Source organism: Fibrella rubiginis (assembly GCF_017353185.1).
Lineage (GTDB): Bacteria > Bacteroidota > Bacteroidia > Cytophagales > Spirosomataceae > Fibrella > Fibrella rubiginis.
In genome coordinates this window covers 383699-408431 of the sequence record NZ_JAFMYV010000003.1, presented here as the reverse complement: position 1 = coordinate 408431, position 24733 = coordinate 383699, and the positions used below count along the sequence as shown (strand labels likewise).

General features: G+C 53.3%; 17 protein-coding genes and 1 tRNA gene. 7 read left to right on the top strand and 11 right to left on the bottom strand.

Translation table 11 applies throughout. The features are described from left to right. Positions 1 to 88: 88 nt before the first annotated feature. The 4 genes from J2I47_RS08595 to J2I47_RS08580 form a co-directional block, all read right to left on the bottom strand. Positions 89 to 1318: a glycosyltransferase family 1 protein gene (locus J2I47_RS08595; RefSeq protein ID WP_207364152.1), complete on the bottom strand. Its 1230-nt coding sequence runs from the start codon at positions 1316 to 1318 to the stop codon at positions 89 to 91. Between the two features lie 276 nt (positions 1319 to 1594). Beyond that, positions 1595 to 2017: a VOC family protein gene (locus J2I47_RS08590; protein ID WP_207364151.1), complete on the bottom strand. Its 423-nt coding sequence runs from the start codon at positions 2015 to 2017 to the stop codon at positions 1595 to 1597. 50 nt (positions 2018 to 2067) lie between these two features. After that, the gene (locus J2I47_RS08585) at positions 2068 to 4065 is read right to left on the bottom strand and encodes a M1 family metallopeptidase (protein ID WP_207364150.1); all 1998 of its coding nucleotides are present in this window, start codon (positions 4063 to 4065) and stop codon (positions 2068 to 2070) included. Between the two features lie 10 nt (positions 4066 to 4075). Further along, positions 4076 to 4495: a DUF2141 domain-containing protein gene (locus tag J2I47_RS08580; RefSeq protein WP_207364149.1), complete on the bottom strand. Its 420-nt coding sequence runs from the start codon at positions 4493 to 4495 to the stop codon at positions 4076 to 4078. 63 nt (positions 4496 to 4558) lie between these two features. On the opposite strand from J2I47_RS08580, the gene recJ reads away from it, so the two are divergent. Further along, a complete protein-coding gene (gene recJ / locus J2I47_RS08575) occupies positions 4559 to 6322 on the top strand; it encodes a single-stranded-DNA-specific exonuclease RecJ (protein WP_207364148.1) in 1764 nt (587 codons plus the stop codon). A gap of 63 nt (positions 6323 to 6385) precedes the next feature. Next, positions 6386 to 7126, top strand: coding sequence for an LPS export ABC transporter ATP-binding protein (gene lptB / locus J2I47_RS08570; RefSeq protein ID WP_207364147.1), 741 nt, complete (start codon positions 6386 to 6388; stop codon positions 7124 to 7126). A gap of 7 nt (positions 7127 to 7133) precedes the next feature. Here the strand turns inward: lptB and J2I47_RS08565 are convergent, their stop codons facing one another. Continuing rightward, entirely contained in the window at positions 7134 to 7973 is an 840-nt protein-coding gene (locus tag J2I47_RS08565) for a hypothetical protein (protein WP_207364146.1), read from the bottom strand. A gap of 93 nt (positions 7974 to 8066) precedes the next feature. Then, a complete protein-coding gene (gene recO / locus J2I47_RS08560; protein WP_207364145.1) occupies positions 8067 to 8759 on the bottom strand; it encodes a DNA repair protein RecO in 693 nt (230 codons plus the stop codon). A 118-nt stretch (positions 8760 to 8877) separates the two neighbouring features. Here recO and J2I47_RS08555 point away from each other — a divergent pair, with 118 nt between their 5' ends. Then, entirely contained in the window at positions 8878 to 9417 is a 540-nt protein-coding gene (locus J2I47_RS08555; protein WP_229374415.1) for a hypothetical protein, read from the top strand. A gap of 256 nt (positions 9418 to 9673) precedes the next feature. Here the strand turns inward: J2I47_RS08555 and J2I47_RS08550 are convergent, their stop codons facing one another. Continuing rightward, positions 9674 to 10552: an SdiA-regulated domain-containing protein gene (locus tag J2I47_RS08550; RefSeq protein ID WP_207364144.1), complete on the bottom strand. Its 879-nt coding sequence runs from the start codon at positions 10550 to 10552 to the stop codon at positions 9674 to 9676. A gap of 195 nt (positions 10553 to 10747) precedes the next feature. Between J2I47_RS08550 and J2I47_RS08545 the strand changes: the two genes are divergently transcribed. Then, on the top strand, positions 10748 to 13171 hold the full coding sequence (locus J2I47_RS08545) for a M1 family metallopeptidase (RefSeq protein WP_207364143.1): 2424 nt from the start codon (positions 10748 to 10750) through the stop codon (positions 13169 to 13171). A 361-nt stretch (positions 13172 to 13532) separates the two neighbouring features. On the opposite strand, the gene J2I47_RS08540 is transcribed toward J2I47_RS08545, so the two are convergent. Then, complete coding sequence (locus J2I47_RS08540; protein ID WP_207364142.1) at positions 13533 to 14051, bottom strand: protein kinase family protein; 519 nt, start codon at positions 14049 to 14051, stop codon at positions 13533 to 13535. A 117-nt stretch (positions 14052 to 14168) separates the two neighbouring features. On the opposite strand from J2I47_RS08540, the gene J2I47_RS08535 reads away from it, so the two are divergent. Further along, on the top strand, positions 14169 to 16769 hold the full coding sequence (locus J2I47_RS08535; RefSeq protein WP_207364141.1) for a zinc-dependent metalloprotease: 2601 nt from the start codon (positions 14169 to 14171) through the stop codon (positions 16767 to 16769). 160 nt (positions 16770 to 16929) lie between these two features. Beyond that, a tRNA-Pro gene (locus J2I47_RS08530) sits at positions 16930 to 17006 on the top strand. 418 nt (positions 17007 to 17424) lie between these two features. Here the strand turns inward: J2I47_RS08530 and J2I47_RS08525 are convergent. Both J2I47_RS08525 and J2I47_RS08520 read right to left on the bottom strand, forming a co-directional pair. Then, positions 17425 to 19887: a T9SS type A sorting domain-containing protein gene (locus J2I47_RS08525; protein ID WP_207364140.1), complete on the bottom strand. Its 2463-nt coding sequence runs from the start codon at positions 19885 to 19887 to the stop codon at positions 17425 to 17427. 105 nt (positions 19888 to 19992) lie between these two features. Then, positions 19993 to 22194 (bottom strand): lamin tail domain-containing protein, encoded by a 2202-nt coding sequence (locus J2I47_RS08520; RefSeq protein WP_207364139.1) that lies wholly within the window; start codon positions 22192 to 22194, stop codon positions 19993 to 19995. A 408-nt stretch (positions 22195 to 22602) separates the two neighbouring features. On the opposite strand from J2I47_RS08520, the gene J2I47_RS08515 reads away from it, so the two are divergent. After that, positions 22603 to 22776: a hypothetical protein gene (locus tag J2I47_RS08515; RefSeq protein ID WP_207364138.1), complete on the top strand. Its 174-nt coding sequence runs from the start codon at positions 22603 to 22605 to the stop codon at positions 22774 to 22776. A gap of 223 nt (positions 22777 to 22999) precedes the next feature. On the opposite strand, the gene J2I47_RS08510 is transcribed toward J2I47_RS08515, so the two are convergent. After that, positions 23000 to 24673 carry a bifunctional metallophosphatase/5'-nucleotidase gene (locus tag J2I47_RS08510; protein ID WP_229374414.1) on the bottom strand — a complete coding sequence of 558 codons (1674 nt, stop codon included), beginning with the start codon at positions 24671 to 24673 and terminating at the stop codon, positions 23000 to 23002. Positions 24674 to 24733 lie beyond the last annotated feature (60 nt).

Sequence of the window (24733 nt, the reverse complement as noted above, 5' to 3'; positions counted from 1 at the left end):
CTTACGATTTATGATTTGTTGCTTTCGCCAAAGTAATCATGCGCTTGCGAAAGCAACAAATCATAAATCGTAAGTCGTCCATCGTAAATCATTTCACGATCTCCCGGCTCATTTTCCCCCAGGTGATATCCCATGAGTTCTCGGTCAGGAACTTGTCAATAGCGTTCCAATCGGTAGGGTGCTCTTTGTTCAGGGCTTTCTCAATAGCCGTTTCAAAAGCCTCGGCGGTGGCAGCAATCTGCGTGAAACCGCGCTCACCATAAGTACGTACCACGTCGCGAATGGGAGTCGAAACCGTGGGCAGACCAGCGGCCAGGTATTCAGGCGTTTTGGTTGGGCTGATAAATTTCGTCGATTCGTTGAGCGCGAAAGGTAACATGGCTACATCCCAGCCGCTGAAATAGGCGGGCAATTCTTTATACGACTTCATACCCAGATAATGCACGTTGTCGCTATGGGGCAAGGTAGCCGGGTCAATTTTCACAACTGGGCCAATAACGATAAACTGCCAATCGGGCCGGCGTTGGGCCATTTCACGAAGCAACTGCACATCGAAACGCTCGTCGACTACGCCTGAGAAGCCAATGCGCGGGTGCGCAATATGAGCCTGATCGGCGGGGTCGGCCTGCCGTTTGCGGGCTTTCGAGAAATGGGCGAAGTCAATGCTGCTTGGAAACGCATGCACGTTGGCGTGGCGGTTGCGCTTGGCCTCATACAAACTATACCCACCCGTGAACACCTGATCTGCCTGCGCCATTAATTTTGACTCCAGATCAATTAACTCACGTGGGGCACCCAAAAACGCCGACAGTTCGTCCATGCAGTCATAAACGGTACGGGTAGGAGTAAGGTGGTCACTGAACATCAGCGCCATGGGCGTATAATACCAGCTAACGAACTCAGTTATACGTTCAGTCTCAATGAGTTGGTCGATCATACGGCGCTGGTAGGCCAGCACGTCGTCAAACGGTGTGCCATGCGGAATGTGCGGCACCAATATGGTCAGATTCTCGCCCTCTGATCGCACCTCAACGCGCAACTCGTTGCCCCAGATAGGTTCTTCCAAAAACCAGACTTTCATGCCTTCGCTGGCACGGCTCATCAGGTGCTGTGGACGTTGATACACGAAATTCCACCGTAAATGCGAGAAACAAAGAAGGTGTTCGGGTAGATTTTTTTCGGCAGAAACCGGTTCTGCAGGCTGCACAGGCTGTTTCACAGCCACCGGCACGCGTTTAGTTTCTACAACAGGCGTACTGGTTGTTTCAATGATGGCCGACGAATCGGCAGGAGAGGCTGTGTAATCACTGAGCTTCATGTAAGGAGACGTTGAGACGGTTAACAAAAGGTCAATTCCGTTATTTAGGGACAAGATCAGTTTACTGAGGAGCTATATTGGCTACTTAGCTAAAAATTCTTACCTAAAAACTCGTTGATAAATAGATGCCTAACTGGCCATATATAATCACATAACTATGGAAAGCTACCTATTGTTAACAGAGTCCATAGGCAACTTAGGGAATGGCCCATTTTCAGCAGGCAGTGCTAACACGAACGTACTTTTCTGTCATGAGCTACTGCCACTGCTCACGGCCTACTTTTTCTCGTTCAATTCCCACAAATACCCGTCGGGGTCGGAGAAATAAATCTGGGTAACGCCGTCGAAGCGGACCTGCTTGTGGAAGGGAATGTTTTTGGCCGACAGAAAGGCTTCTGATTTGGCAATGTCGGCTACAAACAGCGCCAAGTGACTACCGTTCTTATCGTGATTAATCTGGCTAGTCCGTCCTGAGAGCAGGTGAATCATCTGCCCGTTTTTCATATCGAACCAGGCACGGGTCGTTTTCAGGTTATCGGGTACGGGGATGGGAGTCAGGCCCATCACGTCGCGAAAAAAGGCGGCACTGGTGGGAATATCTTTCACGTGCAGGGCTACGTGATTGTGACCTGTAATACCCAGACCGCCCTGAGCAACAGCCAATTGGGTAATAAGAAGCAGAGGAAGGAGAAAGCGCATGAGGGAGTTTAACGTTAGACCTTAGACTTTAAACGGTAAACTCCCTTTTTCTACTTCACCAATATCCCCGCCCGCTGCGCCCCATCGACGGTTTGGAGGCGTAGAATGTAAGCGCCAGCGGCAAGTTGGCGAAGGGGAAGAATGCGTTTCTGGGAGCCAGCCAGCACGTTTACTTCCGATTGTGACGACACTGTTTGCCCCAGCGTATTCACCAGCGATAGCGTTATGGGTCCCGCCGTCTGGGTACTAAACGTCACCGTGAGCTGATCGTGGCTAGGATTGGGATATACCTCCAACGAATTACGTGTGGATTCGGTAGCCAGTACTACGGGCGTGGTATTTACCGGAGGGTCAACCTGCGTAGCCGTTTTCAGAATCCAGTTGTCGGGGTCGAATGCAATACCGGTGATGGGGCCGCTGCCCGCAATGGTAAACGATTGCACGGGTTGGTCATTCACCACGGTAACGAGCTGACTGCCCCCCGCCGACTGCACGGTTACCTGTATAGGCATGGTGAACGACGTTGGGTTGGTACTGGCAGCCTGACTGATGCGCAAAATGGCCTGGTTGGTGTTGGCAATGGGGGCTACCGAATAGGTGTATACCGGGTACTTTTCGCCGTAAATCCACTCCTTAAAAAAGTAGTTCAGGTCTTTGCCCGACGCCTGCTCCATCACGCGCTGGTAGTCTTCCGTTATGGCGGTGCTATAGGCCGCTGGTGAGGCTACGTAAGCTTTCATGCCCTTAAAAAACGTGCTGTCGCCCAGCACACCGCGCAGCATGTGCAACACCCAGGCACCTTTACAGTACGTCCGGTTATAGTCGAAAATGGCATTGACACTTCCCACGTTCTGAGCGTAGACAGTACCGGTGGCTGCTTTTGCCCGGCTGGCAAAAGTCGTGTTCATGTAGCTCTGATAAGCTGCTTTTCCGCCCAATGACTCCTGGTAGATGGCTTCGCCGTAGGAAGCAAATCCTTCGTTGAGCCAGATATTTTGCCAGTCACGGCAGGTGATCTTGTCGCCAAACCACTGGTGCATCAGTTCATGCGAAACCACGTTCCGGTCGAGCAGCGCATTGTGGTCCATCGACGAAACGGTCTGGTGTTCCATGCCGCCCTGATTCTTGCCAAATTCGGCATGGCCATACTTTTCCCGGATGAAGGGATAGATGCCAAACCGATCGGAAAAGACCCTGATCATGTCATTGGTCTGGTCGATAATGGGCTTGGCGGCGGCCAAATCTTCGGGGAAAATATAATGCGTCACGGGCATAGTCTGGCCCTGGTAGGTCAATGGCGTGTCGTATTGTGTGTAGTTGGTGCAGGCAATGGAGATCAGGTACTGGGCAATGGGGTAGCTGTTTTTCCAGAAATACGTCTTCGTTCCGTCGATGTTGTTGATAACGCGCTGCAGGAGTCCGTTCGAGACCGACACGAACGTGGGTGGGGCCGTGATACTCACAGCCGACGAGTCGGCTTTGTCGGCGGGGGTGTCTTTGCACGGAAACCAGTCTGAAGCACCGTAGGGCTCGCTAAGGCTATAGATAAGCGGATCTTTGGTGTTATCGTGGGTGGTAAATGCGAAGGCGCCGTCGGCGCTCACGGGCAGGCCCTGGTAGTACACCAACAGGCGCTGGGTTTGCCCCACGGCCAGTGTCTGCGGGAGGGTTATCGTGAGGCGATTGTTTGCGTGTGAGAACGCCAGCCGCCCGTTGCCGACCTTTACCGAGTCGACGCGCAGGGCCGAGTTGAGGTCCAGAAAAAAGCTGCTCAGGCTGGTGGTAGCTGGTTTGACGGCCACCGTTGCCACCCCGCGCAGGTAGCTGGGAATATACGTCAGGTTGAGGTTCAGCCCGTAATAGGTGACGTCGATGCTGGCGTCGCCCGCCGACTGGATATCTGGTGCTAGCCGGGCCTGCTGCGGACTGAACCGCCCCGGCTGCCCGAAAAAACGGGTTTTCCCCTGGGCACATACTTCGCCGCCCGTTTGGGCCATAGCCCTGATACAGAGTAAATTAAAAACCAGGATAAAGAAACTGTTTTTCATGTGAGTAGGGTCATTTCAACAGAATATAAATGGCTTTGTTGGCGTCGCCCATAACCACCCTACAGTCGGCGAAGGTAGGTGCCGACATACGCGGGCGCACGTTATTGCTGAATCCATAGGGCTCTTTGGGGATACCAAACAGACGCGTGTCCAGCCTGCCGTTACTGTTAACATCGTGGTAGGCTGCCAGCGCATACTCGCCAGGTTCAACGTCGAAAGCGAGCCGTACACTGCCTTTGGTGGCGGCAATCATGCGGGCTTCAAAGGGCTTACACTTGTCGGGAAAATTGGGTGACGGCTTAAATAGACCCAGTTGAATTCGCCCGTCAGCCTCCTGAATATTTCGGATTTCTACGGTGAGTGTGGCTTTGCGGGGCGGAGACGCAGGTGAGTGCAGTAGTACCAGCAAGGCGGCCAGGAAAATAAGCATGGGCGAAACTGTTTTGGAAGAAACGAAATTAACTTGCGTACTGATGCCTTGTTCACCCGTCGCATGATTACGCACCCCGCACCGCCTTCAAAACGCTGGCTTTTCAAACCTTTTCCCGACCGACCTGACGAACAACAGGCCGTGGCCGATCTGGTACAGGTCCTGAACGTCAGCCCGTTTCTGGCTTCTCTGCTGGTGCAGCGGGGGGTTTATTCATTCGACGAAGCCCGCTACTTTTTCCGGCCCGAACTGACCCATCTGCACGACCCTTTCCAGATGCGCGACATGGACCGGGCCGTAGACCGGATCACACTGGCCATGCATCGGCAGGAAAAGATACTCATTTACGGCGACTACGACGTAGATGGTACCACGTCGGTGTCGCTGATGTACGGCTTTCTGCGCACCCACTACGAACACCTCGACCATTATATTCCCGATCGTTACAAAGAAGGCTACGGGATCTCGAGAGCGGGTATTCAATACGCCGCCGACAATGGTTTTACCCTGATCATTGCCCTCGACTGCGGGATCAAATCCATTGACCGTGTGGCCGAAGCAACCGCCCTCGGCGTTGATTTCATCATCTGCGACCACCACCGCCCGGGCAATGAGATTCCTGCCGCGGTGGCCGTGCTCGATCCAAAACGCGCTGATTGTCAGTATCCTTATAAAGAACTGACGGGTTGCGGTGTAGGGTTTAAACTGCTTCAGGCACTATGCCGCCGGTGGGGTTTGCCCGTTGACGACCTGTGGCCATACCTCGATCTGGTGGTCGTGAGTATTGCCTGCGACATTGTACCCATTACGGGCGAAAACCGGGCGTTGGCATATTATGGACTAAAGCAACTCAACACCGCCCCCCGCACGGGCTTCCAGGCCCTGATGCGGGTAGCCGGGTTCATGCGTGACGATGAAGCGTGCCCGCATAAAGACAAGCACCTCGACATTGGCAATGTGGTGTTTGGGTTGGGGCCGCGCATCAACGCTGCCGGGCGCATCAAGCACGCCCGCGATGCCGTGAATTTGCTCCTGGCCGAGAGCTTCGATGAAGCCGAAGAGTTTGCCTACTTCCTCCACGCCCACAACAAAGACCGGCAGGACCTCGACAAAGGTATGACCGAGCAGGCGCTGGACATGATTCGGCGCAACGACCTGTTAATTAATGCTAAATCGACGGTTTTGTTCGACGCTTCGTGGCACAAAGGCGTTATCGGTATAGTGGCTTCGCGGTGCATCGAGCAGTTTTACCGGCCCACGATCATCCTGACCCAATCGAACGACAAAGCGGCGGGGTCGGCGCGGTCGGTGGCGGGGTTCGATGTCTACGAGGCCATTGAAGAATGCGCCGATTTACTTGAGCAGTTTGGTGGCCACACCTTCGCGGCGGGCCTGACCATGCCGATTGAAAACATCGACGCTTTCCGCGAAAAATTTGAACAGGTGGTGTCGGAACGAATTTTGGACGAATACCTCATACCTCGCGTAGAAGTGGATCTGCCGCTCGATTTCAGCGAAATCAACGATAAGTTCTACCGGGTTATGAAGCAGATGTCGCCGTTTGGGCCGCACAATCTGGCCCCAATTTTCTGCACGGAAGACGTGGTGCTGGTGGGCGAACCGATGTTGATGAAAGAAAAGCACATCAAGTTCACCTGTCGGCAGCGGCGGTCGGGTCATCAGTTCACGGCGGTGGGTTTCGGCCTCGGTGCCTGGGCCGACCACCTGCGCTCCGACGAACCGTTCTCGATTTGTTATAGCCTGGAAATGAATCATTTCAACAACCGCTCAACCATGCAGTTGTATTTGAAAGACATAAAGATTTAAGGGGACCGCGGATGACGCCGGGTGCGGTCGGGATGACAAAAAGACCGTTTCCTATACACATACATGATTCTCAGAACCGAACATTTAGTAAAAAAATACGGCAGCCGGCTAGTCAACAATGATGTGTCGTATCAGGTGGCGCAGGGCGAAATTGTGGGCTTGCTGGGGCCAAACGGCGCGGGTAAAACTACCTCGTTCTATATGGCCGTGGGCCTGGTAAAACCCAATAGCGGCAAAGTCTTCATCGACGATACCGACATCACCGATCAGCCCATGTACAAGCGTGCCCGGTTGGGATTGGGCTATCTGGCGCAGGAGGCGTCTATTTTCCGCGACCTCACGGTAGAAGAAAACATTCTGGCTGTGCTGGAAATGACCAACAAATCGAAGGTCGACCAACGGGCAAAATGTGAAGAGCTAATCGAAGAGTTTAACCTCGGCCATGTGCGCAAAAACGCGGGTAAAGTGCTCTCTGGCGGCGAACGTCGCCGGACAGAGATTGCCCGTGCGCTGGCTGTAGACCCCAAATTCATTCTCCTCGACGAACCCTTTGCAGGCGTTGACCCCATTGCCGTCGAAGATATTCAGACCATCGTGGCGCAACTCAAGCACCGCAACATCGGCATTCTCATTACCGATCACAACGTAAACGAAACCCTCTCCATTACTGACCGGGCATACCTGCTCTTCGAGGGAAAAATTCTGAAGCAGGGCACCGCCGAAGAACTAGCCGGCGACGAGCAGGTGCGGCGCTTATATCTAGGTCAGAATTTCGAATTGAAACGCAAGTTTGTGAAAGAGTGAAACTAGACTACAAGGCAAGAATTTCTAAACAACCTTGGGAATAGCGTATTGTATATTTTCCTGCCCTTTGAATATTGTAAGTAATCAAACCCTTGCAAAGGGAATTAATACGTATTGACAAAGGAATTTTTATATAGTTATCCGCATACATAGCGCTAGAAACCAAAGACATCTGTTGCCAACTGATACCATTGGTACTGTATTGAACAACTACAGGCACATTAGTATCATTTGAGATTGAAAATCCAGATGCAACATTTTCCTGTTCTTTCCTCACAACAGCATTTACTTCAATGTTAATATAGATACCACTCATTGCACTAGGATTTCTGATACCCAAATAGAAAATGCCCTCTTGCAGATTTGCTTGTTTAACAGGCACAACACCTGAAACGAAATTTTGCCTACTGGCAATGTCGTACCAACGAAAGCCAGAACCACTACCTAAAAGTGAATTGTCATCTTTATTTATAAAATGCAACCTTTCATTCTCTGGAAGTAGAAACACATCACATACTTCGGCACCCGTTGGCCGCATCAATTTTGTACTCAAAGACGCTATGCCAACTTGATCGAGTGTATTTACTAAATTAGAAAAGAGACTATACTGCTGGCTAGCTTGTGCGGCTTGCTCAGGAGAGTGAAAAGCCGAAAACGTATAATACCACTCAACTGTATTTTGAGGAAGAGTGACTGCTATTGCCACCCGCGATTTACCACCCATCATGGCACGATTACCTCCATTCAAATAAAATTGCTGAGGCTGTAATACTTGAACAACTTCATGATTTTGTGCAATTGAACTGGTACTAATTAAAAATAGAGATAGAATAGTATATATGTCCATAATCCTCTGTTGTGACTTAGTTGTGATTTTTTGAGCACTAATATTATAAATTTTATAGTAATTCCAAATTATTACACATAGTAAAAACACTTTTTACCCTAGCACTTCGCGCAAAACGGCCAGCGATTTCACGTCGCCGAGGTTATCGAAATGAATACGGTAATAGGCCACAAGAGCGTCGAGGAGGTCGGCGCGCTGGGCGCGGGTCAGGCGAACGGGGGTGCCAATGGGCTGGCTCATGAATGTGTTAAGGGCATCGGTCATGGCATCGTCGGCCAGGAAAGGGAGGGACCGTTCGCGAAGCTGATCTTCAAACTCCTGCGCGTTTTCGGGACCAAAGCCCAGGTAGGAAGCCAGTTGGAGCAGGAAGGCGAGGTGGAAGTTTTCGTACTGCTCCGTGGCCTCTTCCAGGTATACGATTGACGTGAGCAAAAACCGGAACAGATGCGGATTGCCTACTTCTTCTTTCAGCGTCCGGCTCAGTAACTCGGTCACGAATAGCGCGAGGCTCGATTTGGCTACTTCAAACGGAATATGCTGAAACGGATACGGCGTTTTTACCTCCGACAGCCGGTGCAGATCGCGGTCGTCGCGGTGGTAAACCACCATATCGAGCAGGGTGAGGGGCTGGAAAAGCGCGATCCTATTGGTTTTGTTTTTGGCCGACCGCACCCCGTTTACGATGTAGCTTTGCAGGCCAAACGCCTCGGTATACACCCGCACAATAATGGATGATTCGCGGTAACGGATATAGCTAAGGGCAATTCCTTTGGTTTTATAGAGCATGGACAAACGGATAACGGATACTAAAACAACATCAGAACACCCAAAAAAGTACCGGGCAACAATCTGTCCTGCCGGCTCGTTTCTGACTACAGTCGACACCTACTTTTCACGCAATCTCTTGACACGTATACAACTAACTATCTGGTTATTAGCGGGTTTTGTTACTACTGCCCATGCCCAGCGCGACACCTCGTTCTACCGAACCACGCCCATTCCCGCGCATCTGCGGCCTATTGAGCGGGCGTTAGGGTCTTCATCGCTGGGTAGCGTTTACTACTACGGAGGCAAAAAGCTTACTGGCCCTTATTCGCTGGAGGTACCCTTTTTTGAGTTAAACGACCCTATCGTAAACCGGCACTACCGCAACTTCCGGGTCTGGACCACTGTGAGCCGCCTTACGGCCCTGGGCCCTGTCATTTATTTCCTGGCCCGAACCCGGTCGTCGGGCTTCAATTCGGGCGAATACTGGACAATCTACGGTGGTAGTGCGGTGTTGGCCATCGGTACCGTGATTGTGGCCAATACGCAGGTAAACAAATCGGTTGCCCGCTACAACTCGCTGTTACGCCAAAATTACCGGGTGCAGGTTGGTGCCGCGTTCACACCGCTGCCTATGGGTATGCCCGCTTTGGGTGTGGGGGTAGTGGGAAAGTTTTAGCGGTCACGATTGCATTTTACTGCCGTTGCCTCGTCGTTGTCTCGTCGTTGTCGCTTGGCTCATGCCGAGTGACCTATATCAAAGGGCCTCCGGCCCGTAGTGCGACGTTGAGTCATGTTGGCCTATTGCTGCAAAGTCAACCTACGGGCCGGAGGCCCTTTGATATGGGTCACTCGGCATGAGCCAAGCGACAACGGGGCCAAGCGACAACGACGGGGCTTGCTCTAGGTGTGGAGGTGTAGGGAAATTTTATCGGTCACGACTTCATGTTGTATAGTACCAAAATGCCCTTTTTGCCGTCGCCTTCGCTGGAGATGCAGAGCGTACCGTCGGGCAGAAAACAGATGCCTTCGGCTTGCGGAAGCAGGTCTTTATCCAGTTTTATCACTGATTTTACCTTGCCCTGCACCGTACACACCAGCAGTTGATTCGACGCGGCCGATAGCAGGTAATAGTCGTGCGTTTGGGGGTGAACGGCAATGCCCGACGGCTTGAATTTTTTGTCGCCCAGCCCGAATGCGGCCACGTTGGCCTGCTTCAGGATGAAGCCCTGGAACAGCGTCTTGTTCTTCAGGCTGTAGAAATAGATCTTTTTGTCGTCAGAGCCGGGGCCATCTTTGGTAGCCAGCAGCAGCGCGTTTAGCTGGGGATCGTACCCCAGTCCTTCCATGTCATTCTTACCTGGGAGGTCTATCTTGATGTGGCGCGTTTGGGGGCCGCCGCCAATAATCTTGATACCGTTGCCGTCTTCGTGTTCAAAGGCATACAGTTCTCCATCACTGCGCAGTGCATAGAGGGTTTTGTTCACGTATTCAACCCCTTCAAAGTCGCCTTTAGGGCCAAAAACATGGTTATCGACCACTGCCTTTTTAGCCAGATCGTAGATAAAGACCATGCCCACCTCATCCTGCACGCAGGCTAGTCGACCTGGTTTGTAATAACTCAGGCCCGAAATTTCGCGCAGGTCGCTGGGGAGTTTATGCGTCTGTGCGGGGTTGGCAAGGTCATACGGAATTGGCTCATTCACCACCGTCGATGTGGATTGGTCGGCCTCATCAGTCTTCTTTTTGCCGGGCTTGCAGGCCGAAAAAAGAGTAAGCAGCAGTAAACTGGCCAGGGTTATTCGGTTGCGCATAAGGAGTTCGTCGTTGTCAGGGCTAAAGTAACCGGATAGATTGGAACACTGCCAAATTTTACATTATGCTTACGGGAATCAGCCAATAATTAGTTGGTATCTACCCGATAATGACGGCGAGCAGGGGGGTATAACCACACCTTGTCCGCTTTTTCTTTATTTTTAAGGTGGTTTTTCATTCACAAACTCAATTCTATGCGACACACAATCGGGTCGGTGCTGGCTCTGGGCCTGGCCCTGCTACTCAGCGAACGGGCCGCGGCCCAAACGGCTCCGTCGAACTTCAGCGCCAATGACAAGTTCGAACAGATGGGACCTGCCTTGCCCACGCCCAACACCTTCCGTACTGCCGCTGGTGCACCGGGTAAAGACTATTTCCAAAACCGCGCCGACTACGATATCAAGGCCACCCTCGACGACGCGCAACAGAAAATTACCGGCACTGAAACGATTACATACCACAACAACTCGACTGACGAGTTGCGTTACATCTGGCTGCAACTCGACCAGAACCTGTTTGCCAAGGGATCAACCGGCAGCATCACCCGCACGGGTGGCGTGAGCGAGGGCGGCATGAGCTTCACGCAGTTGCAAAACCTGACATCGGTACGCGAACGCAGCCAGCAGCAGGCGAGTGACAAGTTTGGCTACAAGATCACGAAGGTGACCTCGGCGGGCAAGAACGTGCAGCCACTGCCCTACACCATCAACGAAACGATGATGCGCATTGACCTGCCCACGCCGCTGAAGCCGGGTACGTCGTACTCATTCAACGTCGACTGGAATTACTTCATCACCGAGTATTATGGCCGTTCGGGCTACGAAAAATTCAAGGATGGTAACAGTAACTATTTCATAGCACACTGGTTTCCAAGACTTTGCGCATACAACGACGTAAACGGCTGGCAGAATAAGCAGTTTCTGGGGCAGGGCGAATTCACGCTCATCTTCGGTAATTACAAAGTGGCCATCACCGTGCCAAGCGACCACATTGTTGGCTCAACGGGTGAGTGCCAGAACTACAGACAGGTGCTGACATCTGCCCAACAGCAACGCATGGCCAAAGCTGCCGCCAGCAAAACGCCCGTGGTGATCGTGACCCAGGCCGAAGCTGAGGCCGCCGAAAAGGCCCGACCTGCCGACGTGAAAGGCACCAAAACGTGGGTCTACAAAGCTGACAACGTGCGCGATTTTGCCTTCGCCAGCAGCCGCAAGTTCATCTGGGATGCCATGCAAACGGATGTTTACGGTGACGGCCACAAGATATGGAGCATGTCCTTTTACTCGAAAGAGGGTAATCCACTATGGGGCCAGTATTCAACCCGCGTGGTCGAGCATACGCTGAAATCGTATGGCAACCGGACCATCAAGTACCCCTACCCGGTGGCTATTTCGTGCCACGCCACAGCGGGTGGCGGCATGGAATACCCCATGATCTCGTTTAATGGTGGTCGTCCGGAGGCCGACGGTACGTATTCGGAGCAGGTGAAAGCGGGCATGATCGGTGTAATCATTCACGAGGTGGGCCACAATTTCTTCCCCATGATCGTGAACTCCGACGAGCGCCAATGGACCTGGATGGACGAAGGCCTGAACACCTTCTGCCAATATCTGGCCGAAAAAGAGTGGGACTATAATTTCCCCAGCCGCCGTGGCGAACCCCAATACATTGTCGACTACATGAAGGCTGATAAGTCGGTGCTCTCGCCGATTATGACTTCGTCCGACAACGTCATCAACCTGGGTGCCAATGCCTACGCCAAACCCGCCACAGCCCTGAACATTCTGCGCGAAACCGTCATGGGCCGCGACCTGTTCGACTACGCCTTCAAGGAATATGCCCGCCGGTGGGCGTTCAAATCGCCCGAACCAGCCGACTTTTTCCGCACACTGGAAGACGCTTCAGGCGTAGATCTGGATTGGTTCTGGAAAGGCTGGTTTTATGGTGTAGAGCCTGTGGATCAGGACCTTGTTACGGTAAACTGGTATCAGCCGAGCAGTCAAAATCCGGAGGTGGTCAAAGCCGAAGCCCGCGAAGCCTACAAGCGCCGGATGAACACGGTGTCGAAGCAGCGCGACGCCCTGAAGAAAGACGAAACGGTGGTAAGCCAGGACACCACGATGATGGACTTCTACAACCGTTACGACCAGTTTGCCGTGACGGACGCCGACCGTAAGAAATACCAGGATTACCTTGCCACGCTCACCCCCGACGAACGGGCGGTGCTGGAGTCGAAGCAAAATTTCTATACGCTGACCCTGAAAAATAAAGGCGGTTTGCCAATGCCCGTAATCGTGCGGATGGAGTTTGAAGACGGCACCGATTCGACGGCCCGGTTCCCCGCCGAAATCTGGCGGTTTAACAACAACCAGATTGCCAAGGTGATTGCCACGTCGAAGAAAGTGACGCAGTGGACGCTGGATCCCTACCAGGAAATCGCTGATATCGACACGGAGAATAACTCGTTCCCACGCACGTCGAAGCCTACGCGGTTCCAGTTGTTCAAGCAACGCCCCGGTGGTTTCGGCCCGCCTGCAGGCCCCAACCCCATGCAGCAGCAACGGCAGGCCTCACAAGCCCCCGCCCCCCCCGCCAAGCAGGGTAGCGGAAAGAACTAAAGCACCTGATCGAGTAATGAAAAAGACCCCTGACACAGTGTCAGGGGTCTTTTTCGTGTAAAGAAGGACGTGAAATTGTAATGATCTGCCGCAAAGGCAAGAGGCCCGGAGGTTGAACGCCACAGCTTTAGCCTGGCGCTACGAAACCGCCCAACTCTTCCCTTTTAGCGACTAAAGTCGCCCGCCTGGACAATATCGCTGTAGCCCCATCGAGTATATAAGTCAGATTGAAACGGGCGACTAAAGTCGCCAAAGGGAGGAGGTGAGCGGTCTCGTAGCGCCAAGCTAAAGCCGTGGCGTTCAACCTCCAGGCCTCTTGCCTCTGATATAGGATACCGCACAAGTAACAGCCGCTATTTGGTTATCGATTCAAAAAATACGCCTTGAACTGAACCATTTCGGCTTGTTCTATCTCGATGTATTTGGCAAAAATCGTATCGCCAACCTGACTTTTTAACGCCGAAATGCCTACATCAATCAGGCGCAAGCCCTGTTCGGTGAGGAGGATGTTGTCGAAAGCTAGGCCGTCGAGGTTGGAGGGGCGTTTCAGGTCACGGTGGACGAAGCCACTGGCGTGGAGTTGAGCTAGTTCGTCGGCGAAAACATCGAACCAGAGTTCTCGGCGTTCTACTTCGTAAGCCCGATAATCAATGGGACGGATGCGTTCCATCACCAGCATTTCGGCAGCAAGGGCTTCGTTGTAATCGAGGCGAACGAAGCGCACCACAAGGTCATTAATGGCATTGGCAACCTTCATTTTCTCAGCCTCCGAACCAATGTCTGACCGCGTATCGCCCGTAAAGAGCTTAGCCACCTCCGTCTCTGACAAGACAATGACCGTATTGTTGGCACCTGACGAAAGACGGCGGGGGTATTTCATGGAAAAAGGCTTTTAAAGCCTGTAATAGCACATTACAGAAATGAGTAGCCGGACCTTATTCCGGCGTTTATTGACTGCGTATTCACGCGGCTTCTTTTGTAAAAATAACCTATTTCCATGCATCAACAGTTACTAAAAAGCTTGTGCGGCTTGGCGCTGCTGGGGCTTGCTTTGCCCACGCAGGCGCAGAACCGACCCACTGCTCCCGCATCAGCTACGGCCACTCCACCCACCACCAATACGGCCTCGCCTACTGCCGCCGGGCCGCCCCGGGTAGCCATTAAACCCTACCGCGAGGTGATTACCAAAGCGGCCAAAACCAGCAAGGGGTTGTTTACCGCCCACCAAATCGACGACAAGTATTACCTCGAAATTGCCGACTCGCTGCTGGGGCGTGAGTTTATGGCCATCACCCGCATTGCCAAAGCGCCCACCGGCGCGGGCTACGGCGGCGAACTGGCCAACCGGCAGGTGCTACGCTGGGAACGAGGCCCTGACAAACGGCTGCTGCTCCGGGTGGTTAGCTACATCAACGTCAGCACGGCCGGGGGCGACACCCTACCCATTTCGCAGGCTGTGCGCAACTCGAACGTAGAACCCATCGCGGCGGCGTTCGATGTTCGGGCCATTCGTAAAGACAGCTCGTCGGTAATCGACGTGACCGATTTCTTCCGGAATGATAATCAGGTTGTGTCGCTGACGCCCACAACCAAGTTCCGCTACCGGATCACGGCGGCGGCGGCCGACCGGTCGTTTATTCAAAGCGTGAAATCGTACCCCATCAACACCGAGGTGCGGGTGGTGCGCACGTTCAATGTCAATACCACGCCCACGCCGCCGTCGGCTACGCCCTCGCCACTGCCCACGGTAAGCCTGCCGGGGGGTAATGATGCCGGTGCCGTGACGATGGAGATCAACACGTCGATGATTTTGCTGCCGAAAGTGCCCATGCGCAAACGCCTGTTCGACAGCCGCGTGGGCTACTTTGCCAATAACTACACCGTTTATGACGACAATTCACAACGCACGGAAGATGAGACGTTTGCGGTGCGGTGGCGGCTGGAGCCCAAAAATGAGGCCGACGCCGAACGGCAAAAAAAGGGTGAGATGATCGAGCCGAAAAAGCCCATTGTTTATTACATCGACCCCGCTACGCCTACCAAATGGCGCCCTTTTCTGAAATTGGGTGTGGCCGACTGGCAGAAAGCGTTTGAAAAAGCGGGTTGGAAAAACGCGGTTATGGCTAAAGACTGGGACCGCGCCGACACTACCCTGAGTCTGGAAGATGCCCGGTATTCGGTGATCCGCTATTTCGCGTCTGACATTGAAAACGCCTACGGCCCCAACGTCAACGACCCCCGGTCGGGCGAGATTATTGAGAGTCATATTGGCTGGTATCATAACGTGATGAACCTGTTGCGGAAGTGGTATGTGGTACAGGGTGCCGCCGTAGATGCCCGCGCCCGCAAGCCCAAATTCGACGATGAACTGATGGGTCAACTGGTGCGGTTTGTGTCGAGCCACGAGGTAGGCCACACGCTGGGGCTGCGCCATAATTTCGGGTCCAGCCACGCTACGCCGGTAGAGAAACTGCGCGACAAGGCGTTTATTGCCCAAAATGGCCACACCGCTTCCATCATGGACTACGCCCGTTTCAACTACGTAGCCCAACCCGAAGACGGCATCACCGACCTGTTTCCACGCATTGGTACCTACGACATCTGGGCCGTGGAATGGGGCTACAAACCCATCTACGACACCAAAGATGCCACTGCCGACAAGCTGGTGCTGAACGAGATGGTGAAGAGCCACGAGAAGGACCCGCGCTACTGGTTTGGTACGGAAATAAACCCGATGGACCCCCGTTCGCAGAGCGAAGACCTGGGCGACAACGCCATGAAAGCGAGCGAATACGGCATCAAAAACCTTAAGCGCATTCTGCCCAACTTGGTTGAGTGGACCCGCGAAGAGGCCGAGGATTATGACAAGCTCCGCGAAATGCACGGCGAGATCGTGGGTCAGTTTCGGCGGTACATGGGCCATGTGACCAAGTATGTGGGCGGTATCTACGAGACCCCCCGCACCTATGACCAAACCGGCATGATGGTCTACGAACCTACGCCCCGCGCCCTGCAAAAAGAGGCCGTAGCATTCCTCAATGCCCAATTATTCCAAACCCCAACCTGGCTGCTGGACCCAAAAATTCTGCCGCTGGTACGTCCCGATCAGGGGGTAGACTATATCCGCACCTTGCAGGAAACCACCCTCAACAGCCTTACCGATGTGGGTCGGTTGTCGCGGCTGATCGAAACGGGTTCAGGCACGATGGGGCAGTCGGGCACACCAGGTTATTCGCTTATTGAGTTCATGACCGATTTGCAGAACGGTATTTTTAAGGAGCTAACCACAAACAAGCCCATCGACCTGTTCCGCCGGAATCTGCAGAAAGCGTATGCCGAGAAACTGATTGCCGTGCTGAACACACCGGCCTCGGCGGGTGGCGCCGCAGCCCCCTTTAGCGGGGCTGGTTTCCGGTTCAACCCCGGTCCGGTAACGGATATTCGGAAGTCGGATATCATGTCGGTTGTACGGGGTGAACTCGTTGGTCTACAGCGTAGTGTCGCCGCCGCCGTTCCCCGCCAAACCGACACCATGAGCCGCTACCACCTCGCCGACCTGCAAGCCCGCATTCAGCAGGCGCTGGATCCGAAGAAGTAAAGGAGTTCAAAGTCCAAAGTCTAATGTCTAATGTCTAAAGTTGCTTCACGCGAAGCTATTGCGAACTGCATCGATTCGGTGAACGACGGACTGGCGAAGCAACTTTAGACATTAGACTTTGGACTTTGAACTCCCTTCCTTTATCTTTGTCTCACTAAAACGGGATGTAGCGCAGTCCGGTAGCGTGCTTGCATGGGGTGCAAGAGGTCGTGGGTTCGAATCCCGCCTTCCCGACCAAGCCAGTCAGCAATGGCTGGCTTTTTCATTGGTAGCGTGTCCCGCTTTGGGCGGGAGAGTCGTGGACAGTCCACTTCCGCCTTCCCGACAAAGAAAACCGCCTTGATCAAACGATCAGGCGGTTTTTGTTTCTAGTACCTCAGCGCCATTCATTGATATAATGCCTTATTCTGGCTGTGTTTGTTATCCGCGTATCACGAGGACAGGATCAAAAACACACCGTTTACGATAAGCACGTTATCGCTTCCAGTTGCTGGAAGATTGTCAGTTCTCAGGTTATCTATCAAGTAAGCGCCACTTGTTACAACACATGTTGCCCGTATTGCTTACAACAACATGGGCAACATGTTAAGTTAAACGTTGGACTGTGTCGAATGGGATTTTCGTAGACGCACTGGTTTCGTCAAGATCAGCCGGTTCACTCTTTCACCAGCTTACGATTGACCCGACGGCCCTCCAGCGTTACCTCTAGTATATACAAGCCTGTCGACAATGATCCAATCACGAGCGTCCGTTCGTTTTTGCCAGCTATACCCCTATCGGTTCGTGTCTGTCGAACCCGTCCCTGTAAATCCAGCAATCGCAACTGTACATCGCCCGCATCCCTCAGGATGAATATTACTGTAGCCACATCCTGTGCGGGATTCGGTTGAACATAGACTGGCGACGATTCGTCCAGAGCCGGCTCGGCAGCCGCCGCCCGTAACCCATTGATCGAAAAGTAAATAGCGCCATCAGGTGAAGTACCCTGCTGGTAGCCCACCGGCGGTACTATACCGCTGGGCAGGGATAGTCCTCTCCAGGCTGTCGCACCGCTGTTGAGGCAGAACCGGTATTGATCGACGCCCCCGTCTTTGGTAAAATAAGTCCAGAAGTTGTCTCCCCGAACGTAATACCTGTCGTTAGAGGCCCCCGGTATGGTTGTTACCAAAGCGTGCCGGTCGTTGGCAAACGTCCGAATCTCCACATTGAGCCCGTTCCAGGTACCCACATGGCGGGGGCTTACATCGCAAATACTTTGCAGGGCTGGGTCACTCTGAGCGAAGAAGACAGCCCCATCGGGTGAGGTACCTTGTTGATAACCCGCCGGCGGTACTATACCGCCGGGCAGAGACAGTCCTTCCCAGGCTGTCGCACCGTTGTTGAGGCAGAACCGATACTGGTCAACGCCCCCGTCTCTGGTAACATAGTTCCAGAAATTGTCTCCCCGAACGTAATACCTGTCGTTAGAGGCTCCCGGTATGGTTGTTACCAGGGCGTGCCGGTCGTTGGCAAACGTCCGAATCTCCACATTGAGCCCGTTCCAGGTACCCACATGGCGAGGGCTCACATCGCAGGTATTTTGCGGGAGGGCGGCCTGAACAAAGAAAGCCGCCCCATCGGCTTCGGTTCCCTGCTTATAGCCAGCAGGTGCTTTTAGAAAACTTGACGCGGTTAACCCTCCCCAGGCAGTAGTCCCAGCGTTCAGGCAACTCTGTAAAGCAATTGCGCCAGAATCGAGCGCGAAGCTTCCCCAGAAGTTATCACCACGTGGGTAGTATTTGTCGGTAGTCGAATTAGGATCGGCCGTTACCAGTACGTTGTGTCCGGAAATAGTGCGAATCTGTACGAGTAGCCCATTCCAGGTACCCACGTTGCGGGGGCCGCTGCTGAAATCGCACCCCCCACAGTTATCGCTGGCATTGAAGGCATAACTGGCCGTTTGCCCATTCTGGCGAGCTTTCAGGAGTAGAGGAGTTCCATCAAGATTAGTTATGGCACTCGTTTCAAGGCGCTGGTTTGGACTGGTAGTCCAGTCGGTAATGCCGGTAGCCGAAAACTCAATGGGTGACCCATCGCCTCCTTTGGTACGAAAGGTCAATGTCTTCGTCTGGCAGTCGTAGCTAGGGGCTAGCAGGGAGAGCGGCTCCAGGGCGGGAGGGGACACGGCAGAACGCGGTGTTGGGCCTAATTTAACCACCCAAAAATCAGCCTGACCGTGTGTGCCGCTTACATCGCCATCGGTAGATGTAGTTGTGTTAGCCAGCAGGTAGCCTCCATCTGCTGTAGCCAGCAAGCCGCGGCTTATATCGCCACCTGTTCCCCCGTAGGTTTTCTGCCAGACCAGCTCTCCGGAACTGTTCAGTTTAACTACCCAGACATCTTCTCTGCCACTGGTACCTTCCGCATTAGAAGCATTCGGATCAAAAGCACCGCCGTGATTACCGGTCACATCTCCGTCGATGGATCGGGTAAATCCTGACACGACACAGCCTCCATCGGTGGTGGTCGTAAGGCCAAACGCTTCATCAAAAGTCGACCCACCCAGGGCCTTTTGCCAGAGTAGCTGCCCGCTGCTACTGAGCTTGACTACCCAATAATCCCAATCGCCGTGGTTGCCGGTCACGTCGCCATTGTGTGACTGGGTGCGGCCGGCTATCAGAAAGTCGCCCTGTTTTGTTTTGGTAACGGCCCGGGCAAAGTCCCAGTTGGAACCACCCAGGGTTTTTTGCCAAACTATGTCGCCGGTGCTTGATAGCCTGACCACCCAATAATCAATCGAGCCTTTGTTGCTAGTCACGTCCCCGTCGTTGGAAAAAGTGTAGCCGACTACAACCAGACCATTGTCGTCTGTAGTTGTTAGGGCAAAGGCTTCTTCGTTGGAGCTACCGCCTAACGTTTTTTGCCAAAGCATTGTACCCGAACTGTTTAGCCTGACAACCCAGAAGTCGCCACCACCATGTTGCCCCCTAACATCGCCATCACCTGAATTAGCTATCCCCGTTACAACAATGTCGCCATTGGTCGCGGTGGCGATCCCAAACCCCCACTCATTAGCCGATCCGCCCAGCAGTTTCTTCCAGACAACATCGCCAGTAAAATTGAATTTGATGACCCACAAGTCTGCACCACCGTGATTGCCGGCGGCATCGCCATCGCTGGAATACGTCCGTCCGACCGCTACATAACCATCCCCGGTTGAGGCAACACCCTCAAACGCATCTTCTCATGAGCCCCCTACTGTTTTTTGCCATACGATGCTTCCTACGCTGTTGACCCTCACAATCCAGGCATCCACACCACCATGATTTACACCAACGTCACCATTATTGGTAGACGATGTAGAGCCTGCCAGCACATAACCTCCATCCGACGTAGGCGTTATGGCTCCGGCTGATGATCCTTCTGACCCCGTACCGCCCAGAGCTTTCTGCCAGGCAAGGGGAGGAGGCGTTTCGCCGCCCAGGCCGACGAGTTCTGATCGGAATTTTTTGAATAAGGGCTGAGGTAGATCCTTGGTTGCAGTGCCGTCATTATAAAACTGGGTGACCCCATTGTCCATCAAAAATTGAATCGAACTGGTACTTTTCAACGGATTAGGCACGTCCACAATACCTTCAAAACTACCCGGAACAGTTAGGCTCGTTAGATCGGCATCGCGTAATATGGGAAACGAAGCCGGGTCTCCATTCCACGTGTACAGCCTGAAGTCGTTGGGGGCAATGTCTGTTGCCGTGCCGGGAGGGCCGGCAATGATAATGTACTCGTTGTTGCTGTTTCTGCGCATCTCCCGAATACCCCGCACGCCCAGATCCATTTCGATTGGTTTCCCAAATTTGGCACTCCCGGCTGGCAATGACTGGCTGGTGCTCGTTACTAAGGCCGTGAAGTTTGTAACGGGCACAATCAACGCCTTGTATCGATCATTGGTGGGTATCAGCGGTGCCCGGAAGCAGATGTAGCCCGCACTATCCAGGGGTGCCAATTCGAGGCCTTCAATATTATAGCCGGCCGCCTGTTTGGCATCTACCCCGGAGGCTGCACTGGCTACCAGCCCGTAATAGTTAGCTCCTTTCCCGTGCTTGTTACCCGCATCCCAGTTGAGAAGGTCATCCCGAAGGTAATCATATCGCCCTCCGTAGCTTAAGGATGTGCTGGCCCCCGTGCCGCTCACCGTAGTTACAAAGACCCGGTTGCGGTTTACCCTGGATTCGCCTTCTTCGTTATTGCTCTGGGAGCCAATCCAGAAAATGCGGTTGCCCGTTCGGGTCGAACCTTCAATATCGACTTCTTTTCCCTTACCGTTGTTCTTATAAAGGTCCAGCACGGAGGCAAAATCGAAGCCATTTACGGGTGTTCCCGAATTTTTGCGGTTATACAGGCGAATCGTCTGATTCTCATCGTCGCCCACCAGCATATAATCGGCATCGATATTAATGGCCGTCGATCCGTCGCTGGTGCCCGCATGGAAGCGGGAGGTAGTGGGGTTCTGCGAGGCCGCCGAGGCTGCATAGTTGATCAGGTACGTATCTGAGGAACTGCCGTCACTGACCATAACGCTGATGGTAGCATACCCCACACCGACTGGTGCGAATTTTAGGTTCAGGCTGAGTCCCGAACCCGTCACCGTCTTGTTCTGGATGAGGTTGCCGTTAGGCACAACGGCGGCGTTGTTGCTCGTAACCGAAACCACCAGAGTTGAAGCAGGTGTGTCTGTGTCGCTAATTGAAAACGAAGTACCCAACGTGCTGACCGGATCAGTAGGGTCATTCAAAACACCACTCACAAAGCCGACGCTATAGGTAGCCAACTGGATGTAGGGCGTAGTTTGGGTAGCCTGGATGAGCGGCGAAGCGGCTGACGTCCGGTATGAGTACCGGCCAGGGTTACCCGTATTTGTGGGGCTTGTAACCGTAGTGAATGATCGCTGGATGTCATTTACTACTGATTTCTGCCATTTGGTAGGATCATTCTTCCCCAGGTTAGGCAGGCTGGCCCAGAAACTGGTGCCATTGGCCGTTGAATTGGAATATTTAAGGTAATCTACCCGGCTGTTTAGATTGTCATAAATATTGATCTCGTCACTGCCTCCTAATTTTGTCGTGTTATCACCGATCACCTTGATGGTACTTGGTAAACCCCAGGCAGCATGAAAGGCGCTGTCAGTTGCTTCAGTGATAATAACCGACTCTCCGGGATATACCACCCCGAACTTGCTTAGGCTAAGCGGATTTGTGTGATTCTCATCCTCAAATCGCCAGTTCGTCATGTTCACGGCGGCATCCCCAACGTTGGTAAGCTCTATAAATTCGCCCGGTTTCCCGTCGTACATGAACTCAGTAATTCGGATCGACCCTGCTGACACTGTACCCATAGGAGCAACAAGTTGGCGGGATTGTCCGGCCACTGAGCCCGGTGCTGATGCCATAGCTGACCTGGTCGGCCCGGCCGGCATGATGGACCTGCTGAGGTCAAGAGAAGTTTTGTAGGTAAAGGAGATAAAGCTCAGAGAGGCTAGCAGAGCAATTGACCAATAAAAGCCCGTCCGACGGGCTTTTGGGTTAAACAGACGCTGTTTGACGGGTAAAAGAAGTTTCATGGTTTGTAGGATTAGTAGGTGGTTAGTGAAATGCGGTAAGAACATCATGCCAACTGGCTACATCCAGCCTTGGCCAGAGAAGAAGCGGGTAACGTACATGCAGCAGGGCTACTTTCGACTCATGAATCATTTACAGGCCGAGATTGCCTTCGAAGCATGAACTAAAAGTAAGTGGGGAGGTAGCTGCCATTCCATGAGTGGCCTTATCACTGATCATGATTAAAAACAGGGTTGACCATGATTAAGAACATGGACTTTCTACATCTGACCGGAGATGATTTTCAGGCACATTTGAGCGCATGGCAGACGGTGCCCATGAAAAAGGGAACGTACAGCCAACCGCCACTCATCGTGCTCACCAGGGTGAATGGCTTCAGCGTGGCCGATGATGGGTTAACCCGGATTAAATAAGGTATTTATTCATGAGTCGATGGCTGTACGATCAACTCATTGGTACAGCGAGTCCGTAGTTAACTCCGGTCGTACGATACGCGCTTGTATCCGGCTTAGCAGTTAGGCCGATAGGGAGGAGAAGGTTAGCAGAATGCTATCCAGCTGATGGTCAGATAATCAGGCTGACGTAATATGCAATGGGTCAAATTGTGGGTAGCTTTTTGCTTGCCTAACTAACGAGTCAGGTGAACTGGTAATCAACCCCATACACCTGCGTTAGCAAGGTTTGAGGGCCGTCGAGGATGTGGGCCGCACGGGGCATTTTGGGGCTGACGGGCGAGAACGCGGTCAGGTATTGTTTCATCACGGAGTGCATCGACTCGGTGGTGTTCTGCCCATCGAGCACACCCTTCAGGCGACAGAGCATATCAGCGGGGTCGCCTTCGCGTTCGCAGGCCGAAAGGGTGTAGGTGCGGGCGGGGTCGAGCGGTTGGCCACCGATGCGTACTGCCTGCACCCGCTGACCTGCCGGGGCATAGGCTTTGAAGTCGACTTCCATGCCCTTGAAGCGTACGACCCAGCCCCCCAACCGTTTGCTGGCATCATTGGCAAATACGTTTTGCAGTTCCCGTTCCAGCCAGTCAAGTACCTGTCGGCCAGTTGCTTTTGCCGTTCGTATGGCTGCATCGACGGGGAGCATGTCGTAGAGATAACCCTCCGTAATGGCTACGCGCCCGTCGGGACCAGCCGTGCGGGGCGGACAAAAACGGAAGCCGTTGGACAAGGCTATGTCGGGCTTTAGTTTCCACATCAGAGCGTCGGTGATGAGGGTGTCGATGGTGTTTTCGACCACAAAATTGCGGTATAGTGGTTCGGTGCTGTAGCCTAACACCCGGTTTATATCAGCCTTGTAAGGGGCTTCGATTTGTTCTACCAACCGCTGCACGGCGGGGTCGGCCCGGTACTTTTTGGGGTTTACTTCCAGCAGTTCGTAGTGTTCTCCCGTCACCTTACCGTCCTTTATCGTCAGGTCCAGCCGACCGATAAACGAGCCAAACGCACCGGGTTCGACCACTTTGGCCCACTTGCCCTGAATCGGTTTGCGCACCCGTTCGTGCGTGTCGGCCCCGAAAATGTAATCTACGCCCTCGGTGTCGGGGTGGTTGGCCAGGGCAATCTGTTGCGACAACCCCAGGTGGGCCAGCACAATCACGACGGCGCACTGCTCCTGATTGCGCAATACGTCGACCCAGTACTTGATGCTCTCTTCGGGTTTGGTATACACAATACCTTTGCTGTAGAGTGGCGACTGCCGGATGGGTACCAACGGGTCTGTGTAGCCCAGGAAGCCAATTTTTATGCCCAACCGGTTGAGGATCTGATAGGGCTGAAAAATCAGTTCGCCCTTCACGCCTTCGCCTTTATCGTGATGCATGTTAGTGCATACTTTGGGCGACTGAAGGCCTCCCAGTAAGTGCTGCATAGCCTTTTTCTGATACACCACTTCCCAATTGCCGGGCAGAAACAGGTCGTAATTCAGCGCGTTCAGCAGGGGTACAAATGCTTCGCCCTTTGTTTTGACCGACAGCATACTCCCCTGAAACATATCGCCGGTATCAATCAGCAGGGTATTGGCTGGGTTTTGCCGACGGATGCTGTTGATGGCGGTGGCTAAATGCGCGTAGCCACCCGCTTTGCGGAACGTAAGCTGGTCGTTTTCCCAAAACAACTCATCATGGGCATGGAGCTGGCAGTGTACGTCGGTGGTTTGCAGGAGCGTGATAGTGCCACTGCCCGGCGTACCGTCCAATGTAGGGCCCAACTTAACAGGTTGTGCCACAGTCGCCACCGGTACGGTGGCCGAAGCACCAGCCAGCAAGCCGGTCTGCAAAAACGTACGTCTTGATGGCATCATGTCACGGTGGATTTGTGGGACCGCCGGTGGAGCAGATCAATCGGCGGTCTATGTCTGTGC

Excerpts from the sequence above, each read along its gene's own strand:
- J2I47_RS08550 (WP_207364144.1), bottom strand. The coding sequence starts at position 10,552 with ATGCGCAACCGAATAACCCTGGCCAGTTTACTGCTGCTTACTCTTTTT.
- J2I47_RS08565 (WP_207364146.1), bottom strand. The coding sequence starts at position 7,973 with ATGGACATATATACTATTCTATCTCTATTTTTAATTAGTACCAGTTCA.
- J2I47_RS08535 (WP_207364141.1), top strand. The coding sequence starts at position 14,169 with ATGCATCAACAGTTACTAAAAAGCTTGTGCGGCTTGGCGCTGCTGGGG.
- lptB (WP_207364147.1), top strand. The coding sequence starts at position 6,386 with ATGATTCTCAGAACCGAACATTTAGTAAAAAAATACGGCAGCCGGCTA.
- J2I47_RS08585 (WP_207364150.1), bottom strand. The coding sequence starts at position 4,065 with ATGAAAAACAGTTTCTTTATCCTGGTTTTTAATTTACTCTGTATCAGG.
- recO (WP_207364145.1), bottom strand. The coding sequence starts at position 8,759 with ATGCTCTATAAAACCAAAGGAATTGCCCTTAGCTATATCCGTTACCGC.
- J2I47_RS08520 (WP_207364139.1), bottom strand. The coding sequence starts at position 22,194 with ATGGCATCAGCACCGGGCTCAGTGGCCGGACAATCCCGCCAACTTGTT.
- J2I47_RS08540 (WP_207364142.1), bottom strand. The coding sequence starts at position 14,051 with ATGAAATACCCCCGCCGTCTTTCGTCAGGTGCCAACAATACGGTCATT.
- J2I47_RS08515 (WP_207364138.1), top strand. The coding sequence starts at position 22,603 with ATGATTAAGAACATGGACTTTCTACATCTGACCGGAGATGATTTTCAG.
- recJ (WP_207364148.1), top strand. The coding sequence starts at position 4,559 with ATGATTACGCACCCCGCACCGCCTTCAAAACGCTGGCTTTTCAAACCT.
- J2I47_RS08590 (WP_207364151.1), bottom strand. The coding sequence starts at position 2,017 with ATGCGCTTTCTCCTTCCTCTGCTTCTTATTACCCAATTGGCTGTTGCT.
- J2I47_RS08545 (WP_207364143.1), top strand. The coding sequence starts at position 10,748 with ATGCGACACACAATCGGGTCGGTGCTGGCTCTGGGCCTGGCCCTGCTA.
- J2I47_RS08510 (WP_229374414.1), bottom strand. The coding sequence starts at position 24,673 with ATGATGCCATCAAGACGTACGTTTTTGCAGACCGGCTTGCTGGCTGGT.
- J2I47_RS08580 (WP_207364149.1), bottom strand. The coding sequence starts at position 4,495 with ATGCTTATTTTCCTGGCCGCCTTGCTGGTACTACTGCACTCACCTGCG.
- J2I47_RS08595 (WP_207364152.1), bottom strand. The coding sequence starts at position 1,318 with ATGAAGCTCAGTGATTACACAGCCTCTCCTGCCGATTCGTCGGCCATC.